Raw genomic sequence first — 26,948 nt, forward strand, 5'->3', positions numbered from 1 at the left:
GCCCTCAACTCCCCAAGCCGTTTGCGTCACCCAGTTCGTCCGCGCGCACTTGCGCGGCGGCGAAATCCAGGTCACCCGAATAGATCGCACGGCCGCAGATCACGCCTTGCACGCCTTCCGATTCAACCGCGCACAGCGCATCGATATCCGCCATGTTCGACAGGCCTCCGCTGGCGATCACCGGAATCTTGACCGCTTGCGCCAGTCGTACCGTAGCGTCGATATTGAGCCCCTGCAGCATGCCATCACGGCCAATATCGGTATAGATAATACCCTCGCAGCCGTAATCCTCGAATTTTCGGGCCAGATCCACCACTTCATGGCCGGTCAGCTTGCTCCAGCCATCCGTGGCGACCTTGCCGTCCTTCGCGTCCAGGCCAACGATCACGTGCCCGGCGAAAGCCGTGCAGGCGTCCTTCAGCAGCCCCGGGTTCTTCACCGCGGCAGTGCCGATGATGACGTACGACAGACCGTCATCCAGATAGCGCTCGATCGTGTTCAGATCGCGGATGCCACCCCCTAACTGCACGGGAATGTCACTGCCGACCTCCTGGATAATCGCCCGAATGGCCGCCTCGTTGCGCGGCTTGCCGGCGAATGCGCCGTTCAGATCGACCAGATGGAGTCGACGGGCACCACGGTCCACCCAATGTCGCGCCGCAGCAGCGGGATCTTCGTTGAACACGGTGACCTGGTCCATGTCGCCTTGCTTGAGACGGACGCACTGACCGTCCTTGAGATCGATGGCCGGAATGAGCAGCATAAAATCGGTGAGCGTAGAACGTTGCGGTTCAAAAAATTCCGTCGTCTTCTGCTTTGGCGAAACGCCGGCACCCAAAGGGCACGGCGGCCATTTCAACCACAGGCGACGCGGACAGCAGGGACAGCAGTAACAACGGCGAAGCGCCGGACTGACCCGGCGCTTCGCGCCAGCAGGCTTACCGGTGCGGTTGCCAATCGACGAAATTGCGGTAGAGCCGCAATCCGGCCCCCGCGCTCTTCTCCGGATGGAACTGCGTCGCGAAGATATTGCCGCGCGCCACCGCCGATGTGAAGGGGGCGCCGTACTCGGTCACCCCCACCGCATCCTCGGTATTCGCCGGTACGACATAATAACTGTGGACGAAGTAGAAATACGACTCGTCCGGAATGCCATCCCACAGTGGGTGTGACATCGCCTGGCGCACACGGTTCCATCCCATTTGCGGCGTCTTGAAGCGTGAACCGTCACTCTGCACCTTGCCGTCGAGCTGGAAACGCACCACGCGCCCCGGCAAAAGACCGAGACCCGGCGTGTCGCCCTCGTCACTGCGGTCGAATAGCATCTGCTCACCGATACAGACACCCAGCAACGGTTTATGCTGCGCGGCAGCATAAACCGCTTGCTGCAGACCGGAGTCGCGCAGCGAGCGCATGCAATCGGGCATCGCACCCTGGCCTGGCAATACGATACGGTCGGCGGCCGCGATTTCAGACGGTGCCGTCACCAGGCGGACATCGGCTTCGGGCGCCGCGTGACGCACGGCCTGCGCGACAGAGCGCAGATTGCCGGAGCCATAATCGACAATCGCGATGATCTTGCTCATAGGCTGCCTTTCGTCGACGGGATCTGGCCCGCGGCACGCTCATCCTGGGTAACGGCCATGCGCAATGCGCGGCCAAACGCCTTGAACACGGTTTCCACCTGATGGTGGGCATTCAGGCCACGGATATTGTCGATATGCAAGGTCACGCCCGCATGGTTGACGAAACCACGAAAGAATTCGATCGTCAGGTCGACATCGAATGTCCCGACGCGAGCACGCGTGAACGGCACGTGGAACTCCAGGCCCGGACGACCGGAAAAATCGATGACGACCCGTGACAGGCACTCGTCGAGCGGCACGTAGGCATGACCATAACGGTTGATGCCCTTCCGGTCGCCGATGGCCTGCGCCACTGCCTGGCCGAGCGTGATGCCGACGTCTTCCACGGTGTGATGGTCGTCGATGTGCGTATCGCCCTTCGCCTCCACCTCGAGGTCGACAAGACCATGGCGTGCGATCTGGTCCAGCATATGGTCGAGAAAAGGCACGCCGGAGGCCAAGGCAGGACGGCCCGTGCCGTCCAGGTTCAACTTCACTCGGATTTGCGTCTCGCTGGTATTGCGGACGACTTCGGCGGTACGCATGATCTTCTGCTCAATAAAGGACGACATCAAGGGACGAATTTTGGTGCCGGCGACCCGCTTAAGCTGATATCGGCGGCAGGCCGTGGACACGGATCACGGCTTTATCCATGCATTCTACTTGCTCCGCAGACCTTCAATACGCAACTCTGCGCTGCGCGCGTGGGCTTGCAGACCCTCGCCGTACGCCAGTTCGGCGGCAATGCGGCCCAGCGTCACGGCGCCGCCCTCGCTGACCTGGATCAGGCTCGAGCGCTTGATGAAATCGTATACGCCGAGGGGCGACGAGAATCGGGCCGTGCGCGACGTCGGCAGCACGTGGTTCGGGCCGGCGCAATAATCCCCAATGCTTTCGCTGCTGAAACGGCCGAGAAAGATTGCGCCGGCGTGGCGAATGCGATCGGCCCATTCCTGCGGTGCGGCTGCCGAGATTTCCAAATGTTCGGGCGCAATCTGGTTCGCGATCTCACAGGCTTCCGGCATGTCACGGACCTTGACCAGGGCGCCACGACCTTCGAGCGACGCGCGGATCGTGTCGCGCCGCGGCATGGCGTCAAGCAAGGTATTGAGCGAGGCTTCCACGCGGGCGATATAGGCGTCGTCAGGGCACAGAAGGATCGATTGGGCGAGTTCGTCGTGCTCGGCCTGCGAGAACAGGTCCATCGCCACCCAGTCCGGATCGGTCGTGCCGTCGCAGATCACCAGGATCTCGGACGGTCCTGCGATCATGTCGATACCAACGGTGCCGAATACACGGCGCTTCGCACAAGCGACATAGGCATTGCCCGGCCCTACGATCTTGTCGACCGGAGGCACCGTTTGCGTGCCGTACGCCAATGCGCCGACAGCCTGCGCCCCCCCGATCGTGAAGACGCGGTGCACGCCGCCCAACCGGGCCGCCGCCAACACGAGATCGTTCCGTACGCCGTCCGGCGTCGGCACGACCATGACAATCTCACCGACCCCCGCCACGGACGCCGGAATCGCATTCATCAGCACCGACGACGGATACGCTGCCTTGCCGCCCGGAACGTAGATCCCGACACGGTCCAGCGGGGTGACCTTCTGGCCCAATACCGTGCCGTCGGCTTCGGTGTACTGCCAGCCATGGACGCCACACTCCGCTTTTTGCCGCTCGTGATAGAGGCGCACACGGTTCGCGGCGGTTTCGAGCGCGGTGCGACGCACCGGATCGAGCCCTGCCAGGGCCACCTCCAGCGCCGATTGCGGCAGCTCTAGCGCGGCCATGCCAGGTTCGCCGGTGTTATCCAGCCGGTCGAAACGGCGCGTGTATTCGAGCACGGCGGCGTCGCCACGCGTCTTCACGTCCGCAAGGATGCCGGCCACGGCATCGTCAACGGCCGCGTCGTCGTCCGCCTCGAAGGCGAGGACCGTCGCCAGCGCGGCAAGAAAGTCCGGCGTGCGCGAATCCAGTTTGCGAATTGTCAGTGCCATTGTCGTATCCATCGAGATCGCATTACCCGGTTGAAACCGATCTTGCTAGGCGCCGCGGATCGCCGTCTCAAATGCGGAAAGCAGCGGCGCCAGCGCGTCGCGCTTGATTTTCAACGCCGCCTGGTTCACGACCAGCCGTGACGAGATCTCCATTACCTCTTCCACTTCGACAAGATTGTTCGCACGCAACGTACCGCCCGAACTGACCAGATCGACGATGGCATCAGCCAGGCCGACCAGCGGCGCCAGTTCCATCGAGCCATACAGCTTGATCAAGTCGACGTGCATGCCCTTTGCCGCAAAATGCTCACGCGCCATCTGCACATATTTGGTCGCCACGCGCAAACGGGCGCCCTGTCGTACCGCGCCGGCATAGTCGAATCCCGCTTGCACCGCCACCGACATCCGGCAACGCGCAATCTCGAGGTCGATCGGCTGATAAAGGCCCGCGCCACCATGCTCGAGCAGCACATCCTTGCCGGCCACGCCGAAATCGGCCGCGCCATACTGCACATAAGTGGGGACATCCGTCGCGCGAACCACGATCACGCGCAAATTCGGATTGGTAGTCGGCAGGATCAGCTTGCGCGACGTTTCAGGGTCCTCCGTGACCTCGATGCCGGCCGCCGCCAGCAGCGGCCGCGTTTCCTCGAAAATCCGCCCTTTCGACAGGGCCAGCGTCAGCTTGGCGCCGTTCGATGTGGCGGCATTCCGCGATTCGGTCAACTGCGTCATGCCGGGCTCCCGTCCCCGTGAATACGACGTACGGCGGCGCCGATACCGCTCAGCTTTCGCTCCATCCGGTCATACCCGCGATCGAGGTGATAGATACGATCGATGGTCGTTTCCCCATCGGCAACCAGCGCCGCGATCACCAGGGACGCCGATGCGCGCAAATCCGTCGCCATCACCGTCGCGCCGGACAACGCCTGCACACCACTGACAAAAGCCGTGTTGCCGTCGATCGTGACATTCGCACCCAGGCGGTTCAATTCCTGCACATGCATGAAGCGATTTTCGAAGATCGTCTCCACCACTTGCGCCGCGCCCTCCGCAATACAATTCAACGCCATGAACTGTGCCTGCATGTCGGTCGGGAAGGCCGGGTATTCTGACGTACGGAAGCTTACCGCGCGTGGCCTGCCCTGCATCGCCACACGTAACCAGTTGTCGCCTTTATCGGCGCCACTGCCCCCCGCTTCGATCGTCACCCCCGCCTCGCGCAGCTTTTCGATCACGGCGTCGAGGAGACCCGGGGTCACGTTGCGAAGTGTCACGTCACCACCCGCGGCAGCCACCGCGCAAAGGAAGGTGCCCGCCTCGATACGGTCCGAGATGACCCGATGCTCGGCACCATGCAATTTGTCGACGCCCTGGATCACCAGGCGATCGGTGCCGATGCCCTCGATCTTCGCGCCCATCTTGACCAGCAGATTCGCGAGGTCCGTGACTTCGGGTTCGCGCGCGGCGTTCTCGAGTACGGTCTCACCGTCCGCCAGCGTTGCGGCCATCAGCAAGTTTTCCGTGCCGGTGACAGTGATCATGTCGGTGACGACCAGCGCCCCCTTCAAGCGTGATGCGCGTGCTTCGATATAACCATGTTCGATGGCGATCTCGGCACCCATCGTCTGCAGGCCCTTGATGTGCTGGTCAACCGGCCGTGCGCCAATCGCGCAACCGCCGGGCAGGGACACGCGCGCATGGCCGAAACGCGCCAGCAACGGCCCGAGCACCAGGATCGATGCACGCATCGTCTTGACCAACTCGTACGGCGCCAGGGGGTTGTCCACGGCACCGGCATCCAGCGTCACCGTGTCCACATCGACGGTGACCTTCACGCCCATCTGACGCAGCAACGCGAGGATCGTGCGGACATCGTTCAAGTTGGGAACATTGTGCAGACGCACCGGTTCGGCGCTCAGCAGGGCTGCGCACAGGATCGGCAGCGATGCGTTTTTTGCGCCCGACACGATTACCTCGCCGTGAAGCCGACGTCCGCCTTCGATGCAGAGCTTGTCCATCCGCGTCTCCTCCTGTTGGGTGGCAACCGGCACGGTGTTCCGGATGCGCTCGGGTACAGTGGCAACCGTACCGGGTTTGTCTTCAATCCACACGCTGCTATCCTGTCCTTACATACCCGGCGCGGTCGCCTGGCCGCCTGCGGCAGCGAATTCCGCCGGCGTCAGCGTCTTCATGCTTAGCGCGTGAATCTCCTCGCGCATCCGATCACCCAGCGCGGCATATACCAGCTTGTGACGCGCGATGTGACGCTTGCCCTCGAACGCCGGACTGACGATGGTCGCGAAGAAATGCTGTCCGTCCCCCTCGACATCGAGGTGTTCACAGGACAGGCCGGCCGCGATGTAAGTGCGGATCTGATCAGGCGTCGGCAACATGAGGCGCTCCACCGGTGGGGTTATATTGCGTCGTTAATGCCTGAGCTTGAAACCGCTGGCGAGCATGCGCACGGCCAGTCCGGCAAGCACGACAAAGAAGAAACCGACAATCGACAAACTCAACAACGGCGAGCAGTCTGATTGACCGAAAAAGCCGTAACGGAACCCGTCGATCATGTAGAAAAACGGGTTGAAATGCGACGCATGCCGCCAGAAGGGCGGGAGCGAACGCGTCGAATAGAACACGCCGGACAAGAAGGTCAGCGGCATGATCAGGAAATTCTGGAACGCTGCCAATTGGTCGAACTTACTGGCGACAATGCCGGCAATCAGGCCCAGCACGCCGAGGATGGCGGCACCCAACAGCCCGAATGCGGCGATATAGAGCAGCGACGCGCAATGGAGCGACACGAAGTAGATCGTGACGATGAACACACCGAGCCCCACCACCAGGCCGCGCACGACCGATGCCAGCGTGTACGCGGCAAACAGATCCCAATGCGACAGCGGCGGCAGTAACACGAAAATCAAATTCCCTGTGATTTTCGACTGGATCAACGACGACGAGCTGTTAGCGAACGCATTCTGCAATACGCTCATCATCACAAGGCCGGGCACCAGGAACGAGACGTAATCGATGCCCGCATACACATCAACCCGATGCTGCAACGCATGACCGAAGATGGCCAGGTATAGCAAGGCGGTGATAACAGGTGCGGCAACGGTCTGGAACGAGACCTTCCAGAAACGCAGCAGTTCCTTGTACAACAGCACGCGGAAACCGGTGAACCGACTGTATGGCGCACGCGCCACACCGATGGCGACATCATCGGCGCTCCCACCCCGACCATTGGAAGACGAAGAAACAGGTATCACGATAAAACCTCGCCTGCTTCAGGCTCGCGGGTCAGTTGCAGGAATACGTCCTCGAGATCGGTCTTGCGAATTTCGACATCCTCCAGCACACAGCCGGCCTCGCGGCAGCGCGCCAGCAGCGGCTCGATGTCGTCATAACTGTTCAGACGCAGCACATAATGGCGCGCCTGCGACCCGCCAATGCTAGCCATGCCATGTCCAAGCGCGTCCGTCTGCACGACGGCGCGTGCATCGCCCGCGGCAATCGCGACGGACCCGCTTGCTCCCGCCGCCTCGACTTCCAAGGCGCGCAGACTCTCAGGCAACGCCGCGCCGCGAATGCGCAACGCCAGTTGCAGCCCGGCAAAGCGTTGCAACAGTTGATCGGTGCGCTCCAGCGCCACCACTTCACCGCGCCGCATCATGGCAATTCGATTGCACAGCGACTCCGCTTCCTCGAGATAGTGCGTGGTCAGAATGATTGTGTGACCCGCACGATTCAACCGCGCAATGAACTCCCAGAGCGTCTGGCGCAATTCCACATCAACGCCAGCCGTCGGCTCGTCGAGCACGATGACCGGCGGACGGTGCACAAGCGCCTGCGCCACGAGGACGCGCCGCTTCATGCCGCCGGACAACGCGCGGGTATTGGTATCAGCCTTGTCGGTAAGCCCCAGGTTGTGGAGAATCTCATCGATCCATGCATCGTTGCGGGTCAAGCCAAAATAGCCAGACTGGATGCGCAACGTCTCACGCACGGTAAAAAAAGGATCGAAAACCAGCTCTTGCGGAACAACCCCCACCAGCTGCCGCGCGGCCCGGAAATCGTGCACGACGTCGTGGCCGAGCACTTGGACGGAACCGGCGTCGGCGCGGGCGAGACCGGCCAGGATACTGATCAACGTGGTCTTACCGGCGCCATTCGGGCCGAGGAGACCGAAAAATTCGCCCTGTTCGATCGTGAGGTCAACGCCCTTGAGTGCCTGCAGCGCGTGATAGTGCTTCTTCACGCTACGGATGTCGATGGCAGGAAGCTTGCTGCTGGGCATGGAAAGTGGGGATGAGCGCCTGGCACAAAAATGATGGCGAGGTCTGCGTCTGAAAACCCCGTATTATAAGCGAAAAACGCTTTGCCCTTTCAAAGGCTTGCCGCCCCACCCGCTCGGAGTTGCCCCTACGCCGAAATTGGGGCTACGGAAACAACAAAGGCCCGTCCGGCGTATCCCCGACGAGCCCCGATCTGCCGACATCATCGGCGCCCTCAGTGTCCGAACACCATTGCATCTATTCCATAGGCGCGCGCAAGGCTTTGCAAGGCCGGTGGCGCGTGCTCGACGTGCAGGTCGTCGCCGCGCTGCAGCGCGGCGCGGCGCCACGCCATCAACACCGCGAGCGCGGACGAGTCAAACCGCACGAGACCCTGGCAGTCAAGACGCGTCTCGCCATCGGCAATCCGCTTCAGGCCACGCTGCAACACCGCTTTCGCGACGTCGTGAGTAATGTCCTCACCGGATTCGAACATATCAACCCTTGGCTTGCGCCAATTGCTGGTTACGCGAGGTCAGGAACTGGATCAGTCCGTCGACACCATGTTGCTGGACTTGCTCCGCGAACTGCTGCTGATAGGCCTGGATCAGCCACGCGCCCAGCACGTTCAGGTCATAGACCTTCCAGCCATTTGGCGTCTTGCCCAGACGATAATCGAGCTCGATCGGCTGACCTTGGTTCACCACGCGCGTGCGCACGACTACATCATCTGCCCCCGGGTCCGCGCGGAACGGCAGGTATTCGATCTGCTGGTTACGCACTTGCGCAATGGCGCCAGAGTAGGTACGAATCAACAGCAGCTTGAACTGTTCCACGATCTGCTGCCGTTGCTGCGGCGATGCCTGGCGCCAATAACGTCCCATCACCAGGCGTGTCGTGCGTTCGAAATCCGTATAGGGGAGGATCTTCTGGTTGACCAGCGCGATGATACGGTTAATGTCGCCTGATTGCAGCGCGGGATCGGACTTCACCGCGTTCATCACGTCCGAGGTCACTTGCTTGATCAATGCATCGGGTTGCGCCGATGCCGCGACGGGCGCTGCCTGCGCCACCGACTGTGCAGACGCGGCCACGGGCACGCCCAGCACCAATGCACCCGCCACCATCGCAGCCGCCACGGCAGACATGCGCCGCGACAATTGTGTTGCTTCCTTCATTCGATTCTCCTGATCTTGCCCGAGTACCGCACATCGGCACTCCCGGATCCCGTACCGCTGGACTGCACGCGCCGGACTCCTTCCAATAGTGCCTTATGTTCGCCCGTCTCGTCTCGACGGACAACATCGGTTGCCAACTGTTGCGAACGTTACGCTTCGCGTGAACTCGCGCCCATTCGCCGTTCGGACCGTGGCGGGTACCCGCCACGGATCTCGGCGCACCGGCAAGAGGCGTATCAGCGTGCCGGGGCGGCAGACGCACCCGAGGCACCAGCCGGCGCGGCGGCGGGTGCCACCGTTGCAGACGCAGCGCCAGGGGCCGCCGCGCCACCCTCCGTACCGCCGTCATCACCGTAATCCGGCAGCGCACCCGAATCCTGGTTCTTGCCCAACATGTACTGACGGCGCTGCAGATACGCATTACGCACAAAAGAGTACTGGTCGAGGGCCGCACTTTGCAGCAGGTCCGTTGCATTCAGGTAGGCAGCACGCACGCTGACCGCCTTGACGCCGACCAGCGTGAAGCGAATCCAATTAGGCCGAACATACGTGATCGGGCTCATGTACGCATCCGGCACCATGCCAACGGCGTCACGCACCGTGCTCGGACCGAAGAAAGGCAGCACCAGATAAGGGCCTGCCGGCACGCCATAATGCCCGAGCGTCAAGCCAAAGTCCGCCTGTTGTTTCGGCAACCTCGCCTGCGTCGCGATATCGAATATGCCGCCCAGCCCAAAGACCGTGTTGATCGCGATCCGCATGATCGTCTCCACACCGCCCGTCACATTGCCCTGCAATAGCTTGTTCGCCGCGACGGTGACATCACCAACGTTCGAGAAGACATTGGAAATACCCGTCCGGATCGGCTGCGGCAGTACCCAGTTATAGGCCTTTGCCACCGGGCGGAAAGCATACTGATCGACCTTGTCATTGACAGTGAACATGGTCCGATTGAAGCCTTCCAGCGGATCCTGCTTGATGGGCGTCTGAACCGTCGAGCACGCCGACAGCAGCATTCCCCCGGCCAGCACCGCGACAATGCCGCGCGATTTGATCATGGTGTGTTTACTCTGTTATTCGTTTGCTTGTGATACCGCCGCATCACATTATTTGTTAGAACAAATGTGGTGCGGCGGTATTGTGTCGCTGCCGTCGTCGGCACGTCCTTGGCACGTCCGGCTGGCCTCATTGAGGGATCATTATGGGGCGCTTGCGGCCACCGGGGCACTGGTACCCATTGCCGCCCCCACGCCAGGGAAACCACCGCCATGCGCACCGCTACTGGATGCCGCGCTGGCGCCACCGCCCGCCGCGCCACCACCGCCCCCATTATTGCCACCTGCATCCGCCGCCTTGCTGTACAGAAACTGTCCGATCAGGTTTTCAAGCACGATGGCCGACTGCGTCATCGTTATCGTATCCCCTGACTTCAAATTCTGCTCTGAACCACCCGGTTCAAGCCCGACATACTGCTCGCCCAGCAATCCGGACGTCAGGATCTTTGCCGACGAGTCACTGGGAAACTGGTATTGCTGATCAAGATCCAGCGTGACCAGCGCCTGGAACGTGTGATCATCAAACGTGATCGATTTCACACGACCCACGGTCACGCCCGCGCTCTTGACGGGCGCACTGGCCTTCAGTCCGCCGATATTGTCGAAGCGCATCTTGACCTGATAGGTCGGCTGGAACGAGAACGTGCTCATGTTACCGGCCTTCAGCGCCAGGAACAGCAGCGCCACGAAGCCCAGGATCACGAACAGGCCGACCCAGAAGTCGAGAACAGTTTTCTTCATCCTTACGTCTCTCGTATTCTTTCTCGAAATAAGATTCCTTGCACGGAATCCTACGCTGACTTACTTGCCGAACATCAGCGCAGTCAGCAGGAAATCCAAACCCAACACCGCCAATGACGCGTAGACCACCGTCCGCGTGGTGGCGCGCGAAACCCCTTCGGGTGTCGCCTTTGCCTCGAAACCCTGGAATAGCGCGATGAAGGTGACCGCGAAACCAAACACCACGCTCTTGATCACGCCGTTACCCACATCCCGCCATACATTTACGCCGCCCTGCATCTGCGACCAGAACGCACCAGGGTCCACGCCAATCAGAATGACGCCGACGATATAGCCACCGATGATTCCCACCGCGCTGAAAATGGCAGCCAACAGCGGCATGGCGATAACACCGGCCCAAAAGCGTGGCGCCACGACAAAACGCAACGGATCGACCGCCATCATTTCCATCGCCATCAACTGCTCACCGGCCTTCATCAGTCCGATTTCAGCGGTCAACGACGTACCCGCGCGACCCGCGAACAGCAACGCGGCCACCACGGGACCCAATTCGCGCACCAGCGACAGCGCTACCAGCAATCCCAACGCCTGCTCCGAGCCATAGCGGGCCAGCGTGTAGTACCCCTGCAGCCCGAGCACGAACCCAACGAACAGACCCGACACGGCAATAATCAGCAGTGAATAATTGCCGACGAAGAAAATCTGCCGCGTGACCAGCCGTGGGCGCAGCAGCATCGCGCCAAACAACCCCAGCAAACGGAAGAACATCCGCGTGGCGTGGCCAGTCAATGCAAACAGGCTCAACACCCGACGGCCCAACGCACTGACCATCATGGCCGCCCTCCTTTCCTGTCGCTAGGCGCATCCGGCTCCCGACCTGCCTGCACCGCGCGCTCATAAGCGGCATGGCCCAGCGCGGCCGCTTCGACGAGACCGAAGTCGGCATCGATTGGCTCACCCGGATAGTGGAAGCGGAACGGACCATCCGGCGCGGCATCGATGAATTGCCGCACCGCCGGGTCCTTGGATGCACGCAACTGCTCTGGCGTGCCCTCGGCGGCAATGCCGCCATTGGCAATGAAATAGACGTAGTCGGCAATCGCGAACGATTCAGGCACGTCATGCGTGACCAGGATCGAAGTGGCGCCCAAGGCCTGATTGAACGTACGGATCAGGTTTGCCGTGATTCCGAGCGAAATGGGGTCGAGGCCAGCAAACGGCTCGTCGTACATCATCAACTCGGGATCGAGTGCCGTCGCCCGCGCCAATGCGACACGGCGCGCCATGCCGCCGGAGATTTCAGATGGCAGTAGGTCGCGCGCGCCCCGTAAACCAACGGCATTCAACTTCATCAACACGAGATCGTGGATCAGCGCTTCCGGCAGGTTGGTATGCTCGCGCAACGGAAATGCAACATTCTCGAAGACGGACATATCAGTAAACAGCGCGCCGAACTGGAACAGCATCCCCATCCTGCGGCGCATCCGATACATGGCCTTCGCATTGAAGCCGCCGATGTCGTCTCCATTGACGAGAACCTGCCCACTGCTCGCGCGCACGAGGCCACCGATCAGTTTCAGCACCGTGGTCTTGCCGCAACCGGAGCCCCCCATCACCGCGACGACCTGGCCGCGCTGAAAGCGCATATTCAGCCCCGACAGGACGGGGCGATCACCATAGCCGAATGCGACATCGCGCAATTCTAGGACGGTTTCGGAACTAACGATGGGCACGGCGCGGACCATTCCTCATTACGGTTCAAATAACAATAAAAAAGCGAAAAATGCTCAATGCGCCAGCAGTCTCGTCTCAATGACCAACAATACGCATGAGTGCGGCATTATAGGCCATCAGCCAATTTCCGACTCCGCGCCTGCCTGGGGGTCACGTCTGTCAGACCACCCCACTTCCCATTTAGCACAACGCCACATGCGTCCAGACGGAGCGCTTTACGTCGTATCGCCATGGTGGACGGCCTGGTTGGTCACGGACTCAGCCCAAAACGGTCACTTACATCATCGCCACCACCTCGATTGCCGCCCATGCTGCGGCGCGGCGAGAGTCTTATTATCCGTTGAAAGCGACTTGTAGTGCTAAGACCGTTTCCTTTAGTGCATTTCGGTCGATTTCAGTGACGGAATTGACGACGGCACCAACAACCGCCGCCGACGCGGCTCCCGTGGCACGCACCGCCGTCACGTTTGCCAGACCAATGCCGCCGATGGCGACCGCCGGGACCGGGGGTACGGCATCCCGAAGCAATCGACAGTACGCTGCAAGTCGACGCACCCCTTGCGGCGGCACCGCAACCGACTTTGTTGTCGTGGCAAACACAGGACCGCACGCGATGTAGCTGGGTCGGAATCGCAGCGCCAACAACATCTCGTAATATCCGTGCGTTGAGAGGCCAAGCCGCAAACCCGCCGTTGCGATGGCGTCGAGCGCGAAAGCCGGTAGCGCCGCCAAATCCTCCTGTCCAAGGTGCACCCCATAAGCATCGGCCTCGATGGCCAGATGCCAATGGTCGTTGATGAACAGCTGCACCGGTACGGGTGCCTGCTTGCAATAGGCGACGGCGCGGTGGATTTCATCGCGCAACCTCGCTTGCGAGGAGGCGATGCGATCGGAACTGAAAGATGGCTTATCCGATGCCGTGTCCGGCGGGGCTAAGTCGCTCGCGGCATGGGGCGCAACATCGGCATGCGTATACGGCGTTTTGATCCGCAACTGGATCGTACGGGCACCCGCTTCGACAAGGCGACGTACCCACTCGGCGCTTGGTGCGATCGGATATATTCCTAGCACGTCCGTGCAACGCGGAAAGGCCGTCAGCACCGACGATGGTGTCGGTGTCGGTGTCGGTGTCGCCGGCATCCTCGCTTCGGATGCGGGCGCCATCGGAAAGCCGCCGGTCCCGGCAACCGTTTCATCAAATGGCGAGTCGGGGACGCCCGCGGCGACACCGTCGGTGATGCGGCACGGCGCCATGACATCCGGAAACGCCGCGAGCGGGGGCACGGGGCGCATGACGACATCACGACGCACGTCGCCGAGATCATCGTCGACGCCGGTGGCCCAGCCTTCGACGCGCGGCTCCCCATTGGTGCCTCGCGGGACGCGACGGCCCGATGACGCCATGCCTGCCACGTGCGCCAGCGCCAGGCACAGCGCATCATGCAACGCAAAACCGTCTTCCACGAACGCCGCGCACACGCCGAGCCAGGCGTCATCGGCATCTCGCGTTGCCGCGTAAAAAAAATCCCACCCATCCCGCAACAACCGGGTCCGGCCGGGAGCCGATGCGTCGATCACCGCGCAGGCCCCAGCTTGCCTCCCATTTTGCCGTCCGAGATACAACGACCGGGCCGACACGCCTGCGGCGACAACCACCAGAACGTCCCGTACCCCCGTCGCCTCGCCGCTTTCGGCCAATGCAGTGGCCTGCCTCGGCTCAACTGGCCAGGCGTCGCGAAAAAAGCGCGTGATGCGACCAGAGGGTTCCCTGACCTGCAAGGGGCGCACCGGCATCTCGGGCAAAGCGCGAGTCATGCGTCGGCGTCCGGCTGGTGCCAGAACGGCATGCCAACCATCGGCGTACTGGCGTGTGCGGCTTCGCGCACCGGCATCGGTCCCGCCCGCCAAGCGACGCGCCCAGCGTCGACGGCTGCGGCAAACGCAGCCGCCATGCGCACTGGATCATCGGCTTGAGACACCGCAGTGTTGAGCAGCACACCGTCGAACCCCCACTCCATGACCTGACATGCATGCGATGGCACGCCAAGACCGGCATCGACGATTAACGGCATATCGACAGGCAAGCGATCGCGCAATTGCCGCATCGCATGGGGATTCGCCACGCCGCGCCCGGTTCCGATGGGGGCCGCCCAGGGCATCAATGCCTGGCAACCGGCATCGATCAGGCGACGAGCGACCACCAGATCCTCGGTGCAGTACGGCAGGACACGAAACCCATCATCGATCAAAATCCGCGCCGCCTCGATCAACGCAACCGAATCCGGCTGCAGCGTAACATCGTCACCGATCAACTCCAGCTTGACCCAATCGGTCTCGAACAACTCCCGCGCCATCCGCGCGGTGGTAACCGCCTCGTCAACCGATTGACACCCGGCGGTATTCGGCAGCAACGGCACGCCGGTGCGACGCAACGCCGCATAAAAATCGGCACCTTGAGGCGCCGCGTCACCCTCGTCTCGCGCCGGCTCGGCCGCGCCAATACCGGACATCTGCCGTCGTAATGCCACCGTGATCATCGCGGGGCGCGACACCGAGACCGCCTGAAGCAGGATCGCCAATGACGGATAGCGCGCGGTGCCCAATAAAAGACGACTGTGGAAAGCCTCGCCGTACAGCACGAACCCCTCGGGCGAAGGCTCTGGCGCGATCCCTGACGGTAGGTGGAAAGATTCGGACATGTCAGCCTCCTGTGACCGGTTGCACGACATCAAGCCGATCGTTTTGAGACAGCGCTTGCGCGGTATAGCGGTTGCGCGCGACGAATTGTCCGTTCAGGGCAACCGCGAACGGCGGCTTGGCTCCAAAGGCTTGCAGCGCATCGACGACCTTCGCGCCCTCGGCGATGTCGAACACCCGTTGATTGATCACGATATTCATGGCTTAGCGCAATGCGATAGCAGAAAAAAGGGCCGGAGGGGAGCACGCGGTGGGCACTGATGGCGATACGTTCGCATTATCAAGTGGCACCGATGATGCGACGCGGACGGCCTCGCCACGACGTTCGGCGGCGGCAGCATCATGAGAACAGGTGCCGAACAGGGCAGGCCATGGCGACGTCTCACGCTGCGCAACCCAGATCGCCTGGGCGGCCGCGGCGTCCGATGCACTGCTAGGATCGGCTAATAGTGCCTGCACCAGTGCAACGGCCGTCGTCACCACCTCGGGAGCGATCATGAAGCCGTGCCGATAGAGTCCGTTGATCGCCACTCGACCCGAGGCCATCGAAATGGCCGGGCGATGGTGATCCAGCGTCGGGCGGCATTGCACGTTGAGTTCGGCGATGCGCGCCTCGCCGAACGCCGGATGCACGGCAAACGCCGCGGACAGCAGCTCGAGCGCGGATCGCACGCTCATCGGCGATGTGTCGTCACTCTCGATCTCGGTCGCGCCGATGACAAAGCGACCATTTTCCTTCGGCGCGATATAAATCGGATAACGAGGATGAAGCAATCGCACAGGACGTTGCAGTGCGATGGACTGCGTATCCACCCGCACCACTTCGCCACGCACGCCGCGCAGCCCACGCCACGCGGACTTGGCCCCCAACCCGCGGCAATCGACGCAAACCGCCGCCGTGGGCCATCGGTTCTCGCCGATCGTCTCGCCGTACAGGCGCTGGACACCGGCATCATCCAGCGCCTGGTCGAGCGCATTCAGCAAGGCCCGATTATCGAGTTGCCCTTCGTGCGGCATCCACCACCCTTGCTGGAAACGCCCGCGCAACGCGGGTTCCAGCGCGGTGATGCCGGCACCGTCGAGTGCACGCATGCCGTCGCGCAGCAGGTCTCGTGGCGCGTTCGCGCCGACGCGGCGTTCGAACAGGGTGGCCTCCGCACGATCAGCGGCATGCCAGAGGACCAAGGTGCCGCTTTGTTGAAAAAAGACCGGTAACGGCAAATCGGCCAGCCACCCCGGCCAGCGGCGCAATGACGCGACACCCAAGGCCGCGAGCAACGGCTCGGCAACCGCGGCCTCCGTGACCGGTGCCAGCATCGACGCCGCGACCCACGCCGCGGCGCCACTGTTCGCCTGGCTTGCAGCGGCACGCTCATACAAGGTCACCCTGACGCCATCGCGCGCCAGCCGCCACGCCAACAACCGCCCGACCAGGCCTGCGCCGATCACGGCGACATCGGGTGGCACGGTCGCGGTAGCACCGGCAATCGCCGTGTGCGCGGTCAAAGGGGCATGGGGCAGGGCCTCACGCCGCGGAAATGTGGTAAGCATCGGCTCGTCCGGCGGGGGCATCGGTCGCGGGCGACAATCGCAAACGCACCGGCGGCAGTACGAGAAGGGACCACGGATGAGAGTGTCGAACCGACGATGGCCGCGTGCGGGCACGCGAGTGGACGTACGCGGATAGACTACACGCACACCGCGCAGCGGCGGCGCCAAGCACGTCATGGCGTACGATGGAAAACTCCCCTCGCCGGTATTATCCGGATCGGGTGCCAAGGGACTCTCTCAGCCGCGTCCCGTCGCTTGCATCGCGCCGTCCGCAGCACCCCTGTTTCATCTCCCCGTATTACAGCACAATTCTGGCGGGACCGACAGCGTAAATGCGGTGCCATCGACCCGTCGGCTGCGACCCGCCATATTCATTTCTAACAAACGATCTTAATTTTCAATTAAGAATCCGGTCCAACAATGGCCCAACAGTTATTCTGTTGCGAACGCCTGGCTCGGAATGCTCCGGCCTGGATACCAGTCGTCGGGTTCGTGGCATGGCTGGGGGCGCTGCGCCCCGTACTTACAGAACCCTTTCGCCTGCACGACACAACATCGTGTGGGCACGCAAGACGGTTGCTGACTTTACCCCTGTCATCATCACTCGCTGGAGGATATGAATATCGTGCAGGACAAACCAATCTCCGCATGGAGCCTGATACGGCCTTTCTGGGTCTCCGAACAGCGTTGGTCCGCACGCGGATTGCTGGCCCTGGTCATCGCCATGAACATGACGATGGTGTGGTTGAGCGTCCAGTTCAACAGTTGGAACGCAACCTTCTACGATGCGATCCAGCGCAAGGACGCCAACGCCTTCTGGCATGCCCTGTTGGTCTTCTGCTACCTCGTCTTCCCGATGATCCTGATTGCGATCTATCGGATCTATTTCCGCCAGATGCTCGAATTCAAATGGCGGCAATGGTTGACCAACCAGTACATGCGGCGTTGGTTGAAGGACCATGCGTTCTATCGCATAGAACGCGATCGTCTCGCCGACAATCCTGATCAGCGCATCACCGATGACCTGCAAAGCCTGGCGCACGCGACCCTTACCCTATCGCTCGATTTTCTCTCGACGCTGGTCACGCTGTTCTCGTTCACGACCATCTTGTGGAACGTCGCCGGCGCGCTGTCCTTCTCCCTCGGTGGCGTGCAGTGGCATATTCCCGGCTATATGGTGTGGGTTGCCTTGCTGTACGCGATAGTCGGCACGTTCATCATGTTTCGCGCCGGCCGTCCACTGGTCACGATCAGTTACCAGCAACAGCGTGTGGAAGCGGACTTCCGTTTCTCCCTGGTCCGCCTGCGCGAAAACGCCGAACAGATTGCGCTCTACGATGGTGCCGCAACCGAATGCGGGCACGCGGCGACCGCGTTCTCCCGTATTCGCGACAACTGGCGCATGATCATGCGCGTGACAAAGCGCCTGACGCTGGTCAACTCGCTATACGCGCAGATCGCAATCATCTTCCCGATCGTCGCGGCCGCGCCGCAGTACTTCGCCGGCGCCTTCACCCTGGGCACGCTGATGCAGATCTCCAGTGCATTCGGCACCGTCAGCGATTCGATGTCCTGGTTCATCAGCAGTTACGGCACGCTGGCGAACTGGCGCGCGACGGTGAACCGGCTGCGCGAGTTTCATCGGGCCATCGACGATCAGCATTTCCTCGAAGCCGAATCGCCTGCGACGCTGGCCGGTGGCATCAATCTGCATCGCACCGCGAATACGTCGATCGATACGAAGGACCTCTCGCTCGCGCTGCCCAACGGCAGCACGCTGACGCACGTCCCGGACCTGCATATCGCGCCCGGCACGCGCTGGCTCGTTCGCGGCGAATCCGGCTGCGGGAAAAGCACGCTGCTGCGGGCAATGGCCGGCCTGTGGGCGTTCGGTGACGGCGTGATAGAAGTGCCATCCGGGGCCAGGCTGTTCTTCGTGCCACAGCAAAGCTATATGCCGATCGATACGTTCAAGGCCGCGCTGAGCTATCCATCCGATCAGGAAGCGTTTACCGATGCCCAATGCCGTGAAGCATTGGCACTGTGTCAAATGGAAGAATATGCGGCGCATCTCGCCGAGTCCTCGCACTGGGCGCGCCGTCTGTCACCGGGCGAACAGCAACGGATCGCTTTCGCCCGTGTCCTGCTGCAAGCTCCGGACGTGGTTTTCCTGGACGAAGTCAGCAGTGCGTTGGATACGAAGACCGAAACGATGCTGTATCAGATGCTCATCGATCGCTTGCCGAACACAACGATCGTCAGTGTTGGCCATCGCGATACCCTGGTGACCTTCCATCAGCAGTTCGTTGATCTGAAGGCGGCGCACGACGGCGGGCCAGACGAGGACAAAACCGCGCAATTCACGGTTTGAACGAAAAAACGTCATGGGCGCGCGGATAGCACCCATGACGATATTCCCGCCGGACCGTATCGACACGGCACGGCGTCATGCACCAACGGTTTAACGCGGCAGTTCCGTCGCCCCCATCAGGAAGATATCGACCGCGCGGGCGGCCTGACGACCTTCACGAATCGCCCACACCACCAACGACTGGCCACGACGCATATCGCCCGCGGCAAACACGCCCGGCACATTCGTCGCATACGCCAGCACACCATCGGCGTCCTCGGTACGAGCCTTTGCGTTGCCGCGCGGATCGCGCTCGACGCCGAAGGCATCCAGCACCGCCTGCACCGGCGACACGAATCCCATCGCCAGCAACACCAGGTCAGCCTTCATCTCGAATTCGGAGCCCGGCACTTCCTGCATCTTGCCGTCCTTCCATTCGACACGTGCGGCCACCAACTTCTCGACTTTGCCATTCTTGCCTTCGAAACGCTTCGTCGCCACCGACCAGTCCCGATCGCACCCTTCGTCATGCGACGACGACGTGCGCAACTTTGTCGGCCAGTACGGCCAGACCAGCGGTTTGTTGGCCTCTTCCGGCGGACGTGGCATCAATTCGAACTGCGCCACGCTGGTCGCGCCGTGCCGGTTCGAGGTACCCACGCAGTCCGATCCGGTATCGCCCCCGCCGATCACGACAACGTGCTTGCCGGTTGCCAGCGTCTGGTCCGCCAGCTTGTCGCCAGCCTCCACCCGGTTTTGCTGCGGCAGGAATTCCATCGCGAAGTAAACGCCTTCCAGATCGCGCCCGGGTACCGGCAAATCACGCGGCGTTTCGCTCCCGCCCGAGATCACGACCGCGTCGAACTGCTCGCGCAGTTGATCCGGCGTGATGGTTTCACGCGCGTTGTTGGCAATCGTCGCCGGCAGCGGGTCCTTGCCGATGAACGTGCTGGTCTTGAAGACCACGCCTTCGGCTTCCATCTGGCGCACGCGGCGATCGATCAGCCACTTCTCCAGCTTGAAGTCCGGAATGCCGTAGCGCAGCAACCCGCCGATCCGGTCGTTCTTTTCGAAGACGGTGACGTCATGGCCCGCACGCGCCAGTTGTTGCGCGGCGGCCAACCCCGAGGGACCGGACCCGACCACAGCGACCTTCTTGCCGGTCTTCACGGCCGGTGGTTGCGGCGCGACCCAGCCTTCCGCCCAGGCACGATCGATGATCGCGTGTTCGATCGACTTGATACCTACCGGGTCATTATTGATGCCCAATGTACACGCCGCCTCGCACGGCGCCGGACAAATGCGGCCCGTGAACTCGGGAAAATTGTTCGTCGAGTGCAGCACCTGGATCGCGGACTTCCAATCCTGGCGATACACCAGATCGTTAAAGTCCGGGATGATATTGTTCACCGGGCAGCCGTTGTTGCAGAACGGAATACCGCAGTCCATGCACCGCGCGCCCTGCTGCTTGGCCTCGTCATCCTTCAGTGCGAAGACGAATTCCTTGTAGTGCTTCACGCGCGCCTGCGGCGCTTCATAGTGTTCGCTGAGTCGGTCGAACTCGAGAAAACCGGTTGCCTTGCCCATTTTTTTCTCAATCAATACAGGTCATGCGTTGTGCTGGTACGGTCCACCACGCGCGAAGGACGGGTGACAGGCGATGCGTGCTGACACGCTCGGATGTCGCCTCGTTCGTCGCGCCCGGATTGCCCCGGATTTCCGGAGGGCACCGACGTCCGTTTTCGGTACGCCGGCACGCAGTGGTCACGCGCTTTCTTTGAGGGATCGTGGGGATCGCTTCAGGAGCCGGTCGAGGCTCCGGACGTTACACCACTACCGTCGACTTGCCGGTCTTGCCCGACTTGCCACCCTTATCCGCTTTCGCCGGGGCGCTGTCGTCCGCGTCGGCCTTGTCGGCCGCCGCCGCGGCGCGTCGTGCGTTCAACTCGCCCAACGCACGACGGTACTCGGTCGGGAATACCTTGACGAATTGACGACGCGCCGCATCCCAGTCCTCCAGCAGGCTCTTTGCCCGCAGTGAACCCGTGAACTGGAAGTGACGCTCGACCAGGTCCTTCAGCAATGCCTCATCGGTCTGGTCGGCATGCCACAACGCCTTGTCCACCGTCCGCTCCTGCTCGCCCCGCGGCAGAATCGGATCCAATGCGACCATCGCCGTATTGCAGCGGATCGGGAATGCGCCCTCGGGATCGTAGACATACGCCACGCCGCCGGACATCCCCGCCGCGAAGTTCCGTCCCGTTTCGCCCAGTACGACCACGGTACCGCCCGTCATGTATTCACAGCCGTGATCGCCGGTGCCTTCGACCACCGCCGTGGCACCGGAGTTACGCACCGCGAAGCGCTCGCCGGCCACGCCACGGAAGAACGCCTCCCCTTCGATGGCACCGTACAGGACCGTGTTGCCGCAAATGATGTTCTCTTCGGCCTTCGCACGGAAGTCGTTGGTCGGGCGCACGATGATCCGGCCACCCGACAAGCCCTTGCCAACGTAGTCGTTCGCCTCACCCACCAGATCCAGCGTCACGCCGCGCGACAGGAACGCGCCGAAACTTTGTCCCGCCGTGCCCTTCAACTGGATATGCAGCGTGTCATCCGGCAAGCCTTCGTGACCGAAGCGCTTGGCGATCACGCCGGACAGCATCGCGCCCACCGTCCGGTTCCGGTTACGCACCGGCTGGATGAACGAGACATGCTCCCGCTTCTGCAACGCCGCCTGGGCCTTCTCGATCAATACATGATCGAGCGCCTTGTCGAGACCGTGGTCCTGGTTTTCGCGATGCAGACGCGGCACATCCGCCGGCACTGCCGGTTCCGTGAAAATCTTCGCGAAATCCAGACCCTTCGCCTTCCAGTGTTCGACGCCCTTGCGGGTATCGAGCAGGTCGACGCGACCAATCATTTCCTCGAAAGTGCGGAAGCCCAGCTGCGCCATGATTTCACGCACTTCCTCCGCGATGAAGAAGAAGAAGTTGATCACGTGCTCCGGCTGGCCGGTGAACTTCGCTCGCAGCGTTTCATCCTGCGTCGCAACCCCTACCGGGCAGGTGTTCAGATGGCACTTGCGCATCATGATGCAGCCCTGCGTGACCAGCGGCGCGGTCGCGAAACCAAACTCGTCGGCGCCCAGCAGTGCACCAATCATCACATCACGGCCGGTCTTCATCTGACCGTCCGCCTGCACGCGAATCCGCGAACGCAGGCGGTTCAATACCAGCGTCTGCTGCGTTTCCGCCAGCCCCAACTCCCACGGCGACCCCGCGTACTTGATCGATGACAGCGGCGACGCACCGGTGCCGCCGTCATGGCCCGCCACCACCACGTGGTCGGCCTTCGCCTTCGCCACCCCCGCCGCCACCGTACCCACGCCCACTTCGGACACCAGCTTCACCGAAATGTCCGACGATGGGTTCACGTTCTTCAGGTCGTGGATCAGTTGCGCCAGATCCTCGATCGAATAGATGTCATGATGCGGCGGCGGCGAGATCAAGCCCACGCCCGGAACCGAATACCGCAGCTTGCCGATATAGTCGCTGACCTTGTGGCCCGGCAACTGCCCACCTTCGCCGGGCTTCGCGCCTTGCGCCATCTTGATCTGGATCTGATCCGCAGACACCAGATACTCCGCGGTAACGCCGAAACGGCCCGATGCCACCTGCTTGATCTTCGAGCGCAGCGAATCCCCTTCCTGCAGCGGGATATCGCGCACGACGGCATCCTTGCCGATGATGCCGGCCAGCGTTTCGCCCGACTTGATGGGAATGCCGCGCAGCTCGTTGCGATAGCGTCGCTCGTCCTCGCCGCCTTCACCAGTGTTCGACTTGCCGCCGATCCGGTTCATCGCGATAGCAAGGCTGGTATGCGCCTCGGTGCTGATCGAGCCCATCGACATCGCGCCGGTTGCGAAGCGCTTGACGATTTCCTTCGCCGGCTCCACTTCATCCAGCGGAATCGCGCGGGTTGGGTCCACCTTGAACTCGAACAGACCGCGCAGCGTCATATGACGCTTGCTTTGATCGTTGATCAGTTGCGCGTATTCCTTGTACGTTTGATACGAATTGGCGCGTGCCGAGTGCTGCAGCTTCGCGACCGCATCCGGCGTCCACATATGGTCTTCACCGCGGATCCGGAAAGCGTACTCACCGCCGGCATCCAGCATGCTCGCCATCACCGGATCGGCACCATAGGCCTTCTGGTGCATCCGCACCGCTTCCTCTGCCACTTCGAAGATGCCGATACCGCCGACGTTCGATGCCGTGCCGCGGAAATATTGCGAGATCAGTTGCTGGGACAGGCCGATCGCCTCGAAAATCTGTGCACCGGTGTAGGACATGTACGTCGAAATACCCATCTTCGACATGACCTTCATCAAGCCCTTGCCCACGGCTTTCGTGAAGTTCTTGATCGCCTTCTCGGCAGACAACTCACCAGGCAGTTCACGCGCCAGGGATACCATCGTTTCCATCGCCAGATACGGGTGCACTGCTTCCGCGCCATAGCCCGCCAGCAACGCGAAGTGGTGCACTTCCCGCGCGGAACCCGTTTCGACGACCAGCCCCGTGCTCGTGCGCAGCCCCTTGCCCACCAAGTGGCTATGCACGGCGGAGGTCGCCAGCAGTGCCGGAATCGCGACGTTTTCCGCGCTGATCTGCTTGTCCGAGATGATCAGGATGTTGAAGCCGGAACGCACCGCGTCCACCGCTTCCGCACACAGGGACGCCAGACGCGCCTCGATCCCTTCCTTGCCCCATGCCACCGGATAGCAGATATCCAGCACATACGAACGGAACTTGTGCCCGCTGTACTGCTCGATATTGCGAATCTTCTCGATATCCTCGAAGTCCAACACCGGTTGCGACACTTCCAGCCGCATCGGCGGGTTCACATTGTTGGTGTCGAGCAGGTTCGGTTTCGGACCAATGAACGACACCAGCGACATCACCATGTTTTCGCGGATCGGATCGATCGGCGGGTTGGTGACCTGCGCAAATAATTGGCGGAAATAGTGATAAAGCGTCTTGTCCTTGTTCGACATGATCGCCAGCGGCGAGTCATTGCCCATCGAGCCAATGGCTTCCTCACCCGTCTGCGCCATCGGCGCCAACAGGAACTTCAAGTCCTCCTGCGTATAGCCAAAAGCCTGCTGACGATCGAGCAGTACCGGCGCATCGGAGGCGACCGCGGCAATTGCGGGTCCTTTCAGATCGATCTCGTCGATATTGATGCGAACCGCCTCGATCCAGCTCTTGTACGGCTTTGCATTCGACAGGTTGTCCTTCAACTCCTTGTCGCCGATGATACGGCCCTGCTCCATATCGATCAGGAACATCTTGCCCGGCTGCAAGCGCCATTTCTTGACGATCTTCGATTCCGGAATCGGCAGCGTGCCGGCTTCCGACGCCATGATCACGACGTCATCGTCGGTGATGCAATAGCGCGCCGGACGCAGGCCGTTACGGTCCAACGTCGCGCCAATCTGTCGACCGTCGGTAAAGGCGATGGCGGCCGGGCCATCCCACGGCTCCATCATCGCAGCATGGTATTCGTAGAAAGCGCGGCGGTTCGCATCCATCTCCGCGTGCTGTTCCCATGCTTCCGGGATCATCATCATTACCGCGTGAACCAGCGGATAGCCGGCCATCACGAGCAACTCGAGGCAGTTGTCGAACGACGCGGTATCGGACTGGCCCGGGTAGATCAGCGGCCACAGCTTCTTCAGATCGTCACCAAGCACGGCGCTTGAAATCGCGCCGGTACGGGCCGACAGCCAGTTCACATTACCCTTGACCGTATTGATTTCGCCGTTGTGGGCGATCATCCGGTAGGGGTGCGCCAACTCCCAGGCGGGGAAGGTGTTCGTCGAGAAACGCTGGTGCACGAGCGCCAGCGCCGAAACGCTGCGCGCGTCCTGCAGATCGCGGTAATACACGCCGACCTGATCCGCCAGCAGCAGCCCCTTATAGACAATCGTGCGCGCCGACATCGACGGCACGAAGTATTCCTTGCCGTGCTTCAGTTGCAATGCCTGGATGCGGTGGCTTGCGGTCTTGCGGATCACGTACAGCTTGCGCTCCAACGCGTCCGTGACGATCACATCCTGACCACGACCGATGAATATCTGACGGATCAACGGCTCGCTGGTACGTACCGTCGGCGACATCGGCATTGTGGTATCGACAGGCACGTCGCGCCAGCCCAGTACGACCTGGCCTTCGGCCTTCACCGTACGTTCGAGTTCCTGCTGGCAGGCAAGGCGCGATGCATGCTCCTTCGGCAGGAAGATCATCCCTACGCCGTACTCACCGGCGGGCGGCAGCGCGATGCCCTGCTTCGCCATTTCCTCGCGATAGAACGCATCCGGAATCTGGATCAGGATGCCGGCGCCATCCCCCATCAGCGCATCCGCACCAACAGCGCCCCGGTGATCCAGATTCTCCAGGATCTTCAGGCCCTGCTGAATGATATCGTGGCTTTTCCGGCCCTTGATGTGGGCGACGAAGCCGACACCGCAGGCGTCGTGTTCGTTCGCTGGATCGTAAAGGCCGGAGGCGGTCGGCAATCCGACCTGCGGTTGCGTTTGATCGTTCATTGGGGACACCGTATTGGAGGCCGACGCCGCGCACAGCAACATCATCGGGGACGGCCGTTTATATCAACACCCGGACCGGATGCGCGAAGGCGCCCGTGGGAACTCGCAATATAAGCGATCAACTACCGGAGTACAAAAGATTTTTCATGGTCTGACCCTATTAATGCATTTGCCCCAAAGTGGCGCATCATTAATTAGGGTCACATCATTTCGCAATGTCATCGTTCACTTTTTTGGGGCGTCCGCGCTTCAAGGGGGTGAGCCGGCGATTCGCTTGCCGCTCGCAGCGTTGCATGAATGCATTGTCGCCACGCAGCCAGCCTTTATGCGCCGCGTTCAACGCGGCCGCGCAGGTAGCGGGATCCAGGGGCTGTTCAGCGAGCGCCCGGTACTTGCGGTGTCGCTCGAAAGGAGTGTTGCCGAGCGCCCAGTACAAAGCGTGGTCGGTGATCGCTGGATCGATCGCCAGGCCTGCATGATGCGGATAACTCGAACGACGCGGGCCGATGCGTGCGTCTGGCGGCGGCGCGGCGAACGCAATGAGTGGGCCAGGCATCCCCGATGGCGGGACGTCGACGGCGTGCGCCGTTTCCAGGTCCCGATGCGCGGCGACCTGCGGCAACCCGGGCTCCGCGGCAGCTTCTATCAACACGCTGGTGGACAGCAAAAACGCGTCGGGGTCGATTACGGTTGCCCGATACCGGCCATCCCATAATGCCCCTTCCATGCCATGGCGCCGATTGAACCATGCGACATAGCGCCGCCCGACTGCTTGTACGGTGCGCGACACGCTGTCCGCGTCGTGCGGCGTCCCCAGCAAATGAACGATTGCCGGCGTCAACGCATACGCGTGAATGGCGAACCCATGGGCGCGGGCGGCACCGCGTAATGTTTCCATGAAAAACCGGACATCGTCATCCGCACGAAAGGCGCCCAGGCCAGTACGCACGGGCAGGATGACATGCTGCGGCATGCCGGGAACATGGAGACGGACTAGACGGGCCATCGGCTGAAATCGAATAAGCGGTGTGGGTAAAGCATAGCCCGATTTGACTGAGATAAGTCCTAGATTGCGCGGTCTATATTAAAAATGGTGCCGTGTCCCATCGCTCCAGATAATCGGTGAAAACAAC

General features: G+C 61.7%; 20 protein-coding genes, 4 pseudogenes and 1 riboswitch. Of the genes and pseudogenes, 1 reads left to right on the forward strand and 23 read right to left on the reverse strand.

Annotated elements, in window-relative coordinates; genetic code table 11:
• Nucleotides 1-4: 4 nt before the first annotated feature.
• From hisA to SJQ66_RS28200, 20 genes and pseudogenes are all read right to left on the reverse strand, one after another.
• Nucleotides 5-763, reverse strand: a complete 759-nt coding sequence (gene hisA / locus SJQ66_RS28110) for a 1-(5-phosphoribosyl)-5-[(5-phosphoribosylamino)methylideneamino]imidazole-4-carboxamide isomerase (RefSeq protein WP_024901933.1) — start codon at nucleotides 761-763, stop codon at nucleotides 5-7.
• Nucleotides 764-938: 175 nt separating this feature from the next.
• On the reverse strand, nucleotides 939-1,586 hold the full coding sequence (gene hisH, locus SJQ66_RS28115; protein ID WP_320534823.1) for an imidazole glycerol phosphate synthase subunit HisH: 648 nt from the start codon (nucleotides 1,584-1,586) through the stop codon (nucleotides 939-941).
• Entirely contained in the window at nucleotides 1,583-2,170 is a 588-nt protein-coding gene (hisB, locus tag SJQ66_RS28120; RefSeq protein ID WP_024901935.1) for an imidazoleglycerol-phosphate dehydratase HisB, read from the reverse strand. The genes hisH and hisB overlap by 4 nt, the downstream gene beginning before the upstream one ends.
• A gap of 114 nt (nucleotides 2,171-2,284) precedes the next feature.
• Nucleotides 2,285-3,622, reverse strand: a complete 1,338-nt coding sequence (hisD, locus tag SJQ66_RS28125; RefSeq protein WP_024901936.1) for a histidinol dehydrogenase — start codon at nucleotides 3,620-3,622, stop codon at nucleotides 2,285-2,287.
• 45 nt (nucleotides 3,623-3,667) lie between these two features.
• The gene (gene hisG / locus SJQ66_RS28130; protein WP_024901937.1) at nucleotides 3,668-4,357 is read right to left on the reverse strand and encodes an ATP phosphoribosyltransferase; all 690 of its coding nucleotides are present in this window, start codon (nucleotides 4,355-4,357) and stop codon (nucleotides 3,668-3,670) included.
• On the reverse strand, nucleotides 4,354-5,643 hold the full coding sequence (gene murA, locus SJQ66_RS28135; protein WP_046153618.1) for a UDP-N-acetylglucosamine 1-carboxyvinyltransferase: 1,290 nt from the start codon (nucleotides 5,641-5,643) through the stop codon (nucleotides 4,354-4,356). Before murA ends, hisG begins: the two co-directional genes overlap by 4 nt.
• 108 nt (nucleotides 5,644-5,751) lie before the next feature.
• Nucleotides 5,752-6,018, reverse strand: a complete 267-nt coding sequence (locus SJQ66_RS28140) for a BolA family protein (RefSeq protein WP_024901939.1) — start codon at nucleotides 6,016-6,018, stop codon at nucleotides 5,752-5,754.
• Nucleotides 6,019-6,051: 33 nt separating this feature from the next.
• Nucleotides 6,052-6,831: an ABC transporter permease gene (locus tag SJQ66_RS28145; protein ID WP_036007495.1), complete on the reverse strand. Its 780-nt coding sequence runs from the start codon at nucleotides 6,829-6,831 to the stop codon at nucleotides 6,052-6,054.
• A 59-nt stretch (nucleotides 6,832-6,890) separates the two neighbouring features.
• Nucleotides 6,891-7,061: pseudogene (locus SJQ66_RS29825) on the reverse strand (ABC transporter ATP-binding protein); the annotation flags it as partial.
• 101 nt (nucleotides 7,062-7,162) lie between these two features.
• A pseudogene (locus SJQ66_RS28150) lies at nucleotides 7,163-7,922 on the reverse strand (ABC transporter ATP-binding protein); the annotation flags it as partial.
• Between the two features lie 212 nt (nucleotides 7,923-8,134).
• On the reverse strand, nucleotides 8,135-8,395 hold the full coding sequence (locus SJQ66_RS28155; protein ID WP_024901942.1) for an STAS domain-containing protein: 261 nt from the start codon (nucleotides 8,393-8,395) through the stop codon (nucleotides 8,135-8,137).
• Between the two features lies 1 nt (nucleotide 8,396).
• Nucleotides 8,397-9,026 carry an MlaC/ttg2D family ABC transporter substrate-binding protein gene (locus SJQ66_RS28160; protein ID WP_046153616.1) on the reverse strand — a complete coding sequence of 210 codons (630 nt, stop codon included), beginning with the start codon at nucleotides 9,024-9,026 and terminating at the stop codon, nucleotides 8,397-8,399.
• Nucleotides 9,027-9,313: 287 nt separating this feature from the next.
• Nucleotides 9,314-10,135 (reverse strand): MlaA family lipoprotein, encoded by an 822-nt coding sequence (locus SJQ66_RS28165; protein ID WP_046153602.1) that lies wholly within the window; start codon nucleotides 10,133-10,135, stop codon nucleotides 9,314-9,316.
• Between the two features lie 141 nt (nucleotides 10,136-10,276).
• Nucleotides 10,277-10,873, reverse strand: coding sequence for an outer membrane lipid asymmetry maintenance protein MlaD (gene mlaD, locus SJQ66_RS28170; protein WP_024901945.1), 597 nt, complete (start codon nucleotides 10,871-10,873; stop codon nucleotides 10,277-10,279).
• A 60-nt stretch (nucleotides 10,874-10,933) separates the two neighbouring features.
• On the reverse strand, nucleotides 10,934-11,704 hold the full coding sequence (gene mlaE, locus SJQ66_RS28175; RefSeq protein WP_024901946.1) for a lipid asymmetry maintenance ABC transporter permease subunit MlaE: 771 nt from the start codon (nucleotides 11,702-11,704) through the stop codon (nucleotides 10,934-10,936).
• A 98-nt stretch (nucleotides 11,705-11,802) separates the two neighbouring features.
• A pseudogene (locus SJQ66_RS28180) lies at nucleotides 11,803-12,618 on the reverse strand (ABC transporter ATP-binding protein); the annotation flags it as partial.
• Between the two features lie 322 nt (nucleotides 12,619-12,940).
• Nucleotides 12,941-14,422 (reverse strand): thiamine phosphate synthase, encoded by a 1,482-nt coding sequence (locus SJQ66_RS28185; protein WP_320534825.1) that lies wholly within the window; start codon nucleotides 14,420-14,422, stop codon nucleotides 12,941-12,943.
• Nucleotides 14,419-15,276, reverse strand: a complete 858-nt coding sequence (locus SJQ66_RS28190) for a thiazole synthase (RefSeq protein WP_407691582.1) — start codon at nucleotides 15,274-15,276, stop codon at nucleotides 14,419-14,421. The genes SJQ66_RS28185 and SJQ66_RS28190 overlap by 4 nt, the downstream gene beginning before the upstream one ends.
• A 31-nt stretch (nucleotides 15,277-15,307) precedes the next feature.
• Nucleotides 15,308-15,505, reverse strand: coding sequence for a sulfur carrier protein ThiS (gene thiS / locus SJQ66_RS28195; protein WP_024901950.1), 198 nt, complete (start codon nucleotides 15,503-15,505; stop codon nucleotides 15,308-15,310).
• Between the two features lie 3 nt (nucleotides 15,506-15,508).
• Entirely contained in the window at nucleotides 15,509-16,855 is a 1,347-nt protein-coding gene (locus SJQ66_RS28200; RefSeq protein ID WP_081764767.1) for an FAD-dependent oxidoreductase, read from the reverse strand.
• A 177-nt stretch (nucleotides 16,856-17,032) separates the two neighbouring features.
• A riboswitch (TPP riboswitch) is annotated at nucleotides 17,033-17,147 on the reverse strand.
• 324 nt (nucleotides 17,148-17,471) lie between these two features.
• On the opposite strand from SJQ66_RS28200, the gene SJQ66_RS28205 reads away from it, so the two are divergent.
• Nucleotides 17,472-19,226 (forward strand): ABC transporter ATP-binding protein/permease, encoded by a 1,755-nt coding sequence (locus SJQ66_RS28205; protein ID WP_024901952.1) that lies wholly within the window; start codon nucleotides 17,472-17,474, stop codon nucleotides 19,224-19,226.
• A 90-nt stretch (nucleotides 19,227-19,316) separates the two neighbouring features.
• Here SJQ66_RS28205 and SJQ66_RS28210 read toward each other — a convergent pair whose 3' ends face one another.
• From SJQ66_RS28210 to SJQ66_RS28220, 3 genes and pseudogenes are all read right to left on the reverse strand, one after another.
• The gene (locus SJQ66_RS28210; protein ID WP_024901953.1) at nucleotides 19,317-20,792 is read right to left on the reverse strand and encodes a glutamate synthase subunit beta; all 1,476 of its coding nucleotides are present in this window, start codon (nucleotides 20,790-20,792) and stop codon (nucleotides 19,317-19,319) included.
• 337 nt (nucleotides 20,793-21,129) lie between these two features.
• Nucleotides 21,130-25,815 (reverse strand): annotated as a pseudogene (locus SJQ66_RS28215) (glutamate synthase-related protein); the annotation flags it as partial.
• Nucleotides 25,816-26,020: 205 nt separating this feature from the next.
• Nucleotides 26,021-26,821, reverse strand: a complete 801-nt coding sequence (locus SJQ66_RS28220) for a transposase (protein WP_024901955.1) — start codon at nucleotides 26,819-26,821, stop codon at nucleotides 26,021-26,023.
• Nucleotides 26,822-26,948 lie beyond the last annotated feature (127 nt).

It is taken from the genome of Robbsia andropogonis (assembly GCF_034047095.1).
Classification (GTDB): Bacteria; Pseudomonadota; Gammaproteobacteria; order Burkholderiales; family Burkholderiaceae; genus Robbsia; species Robbsia andropogonis.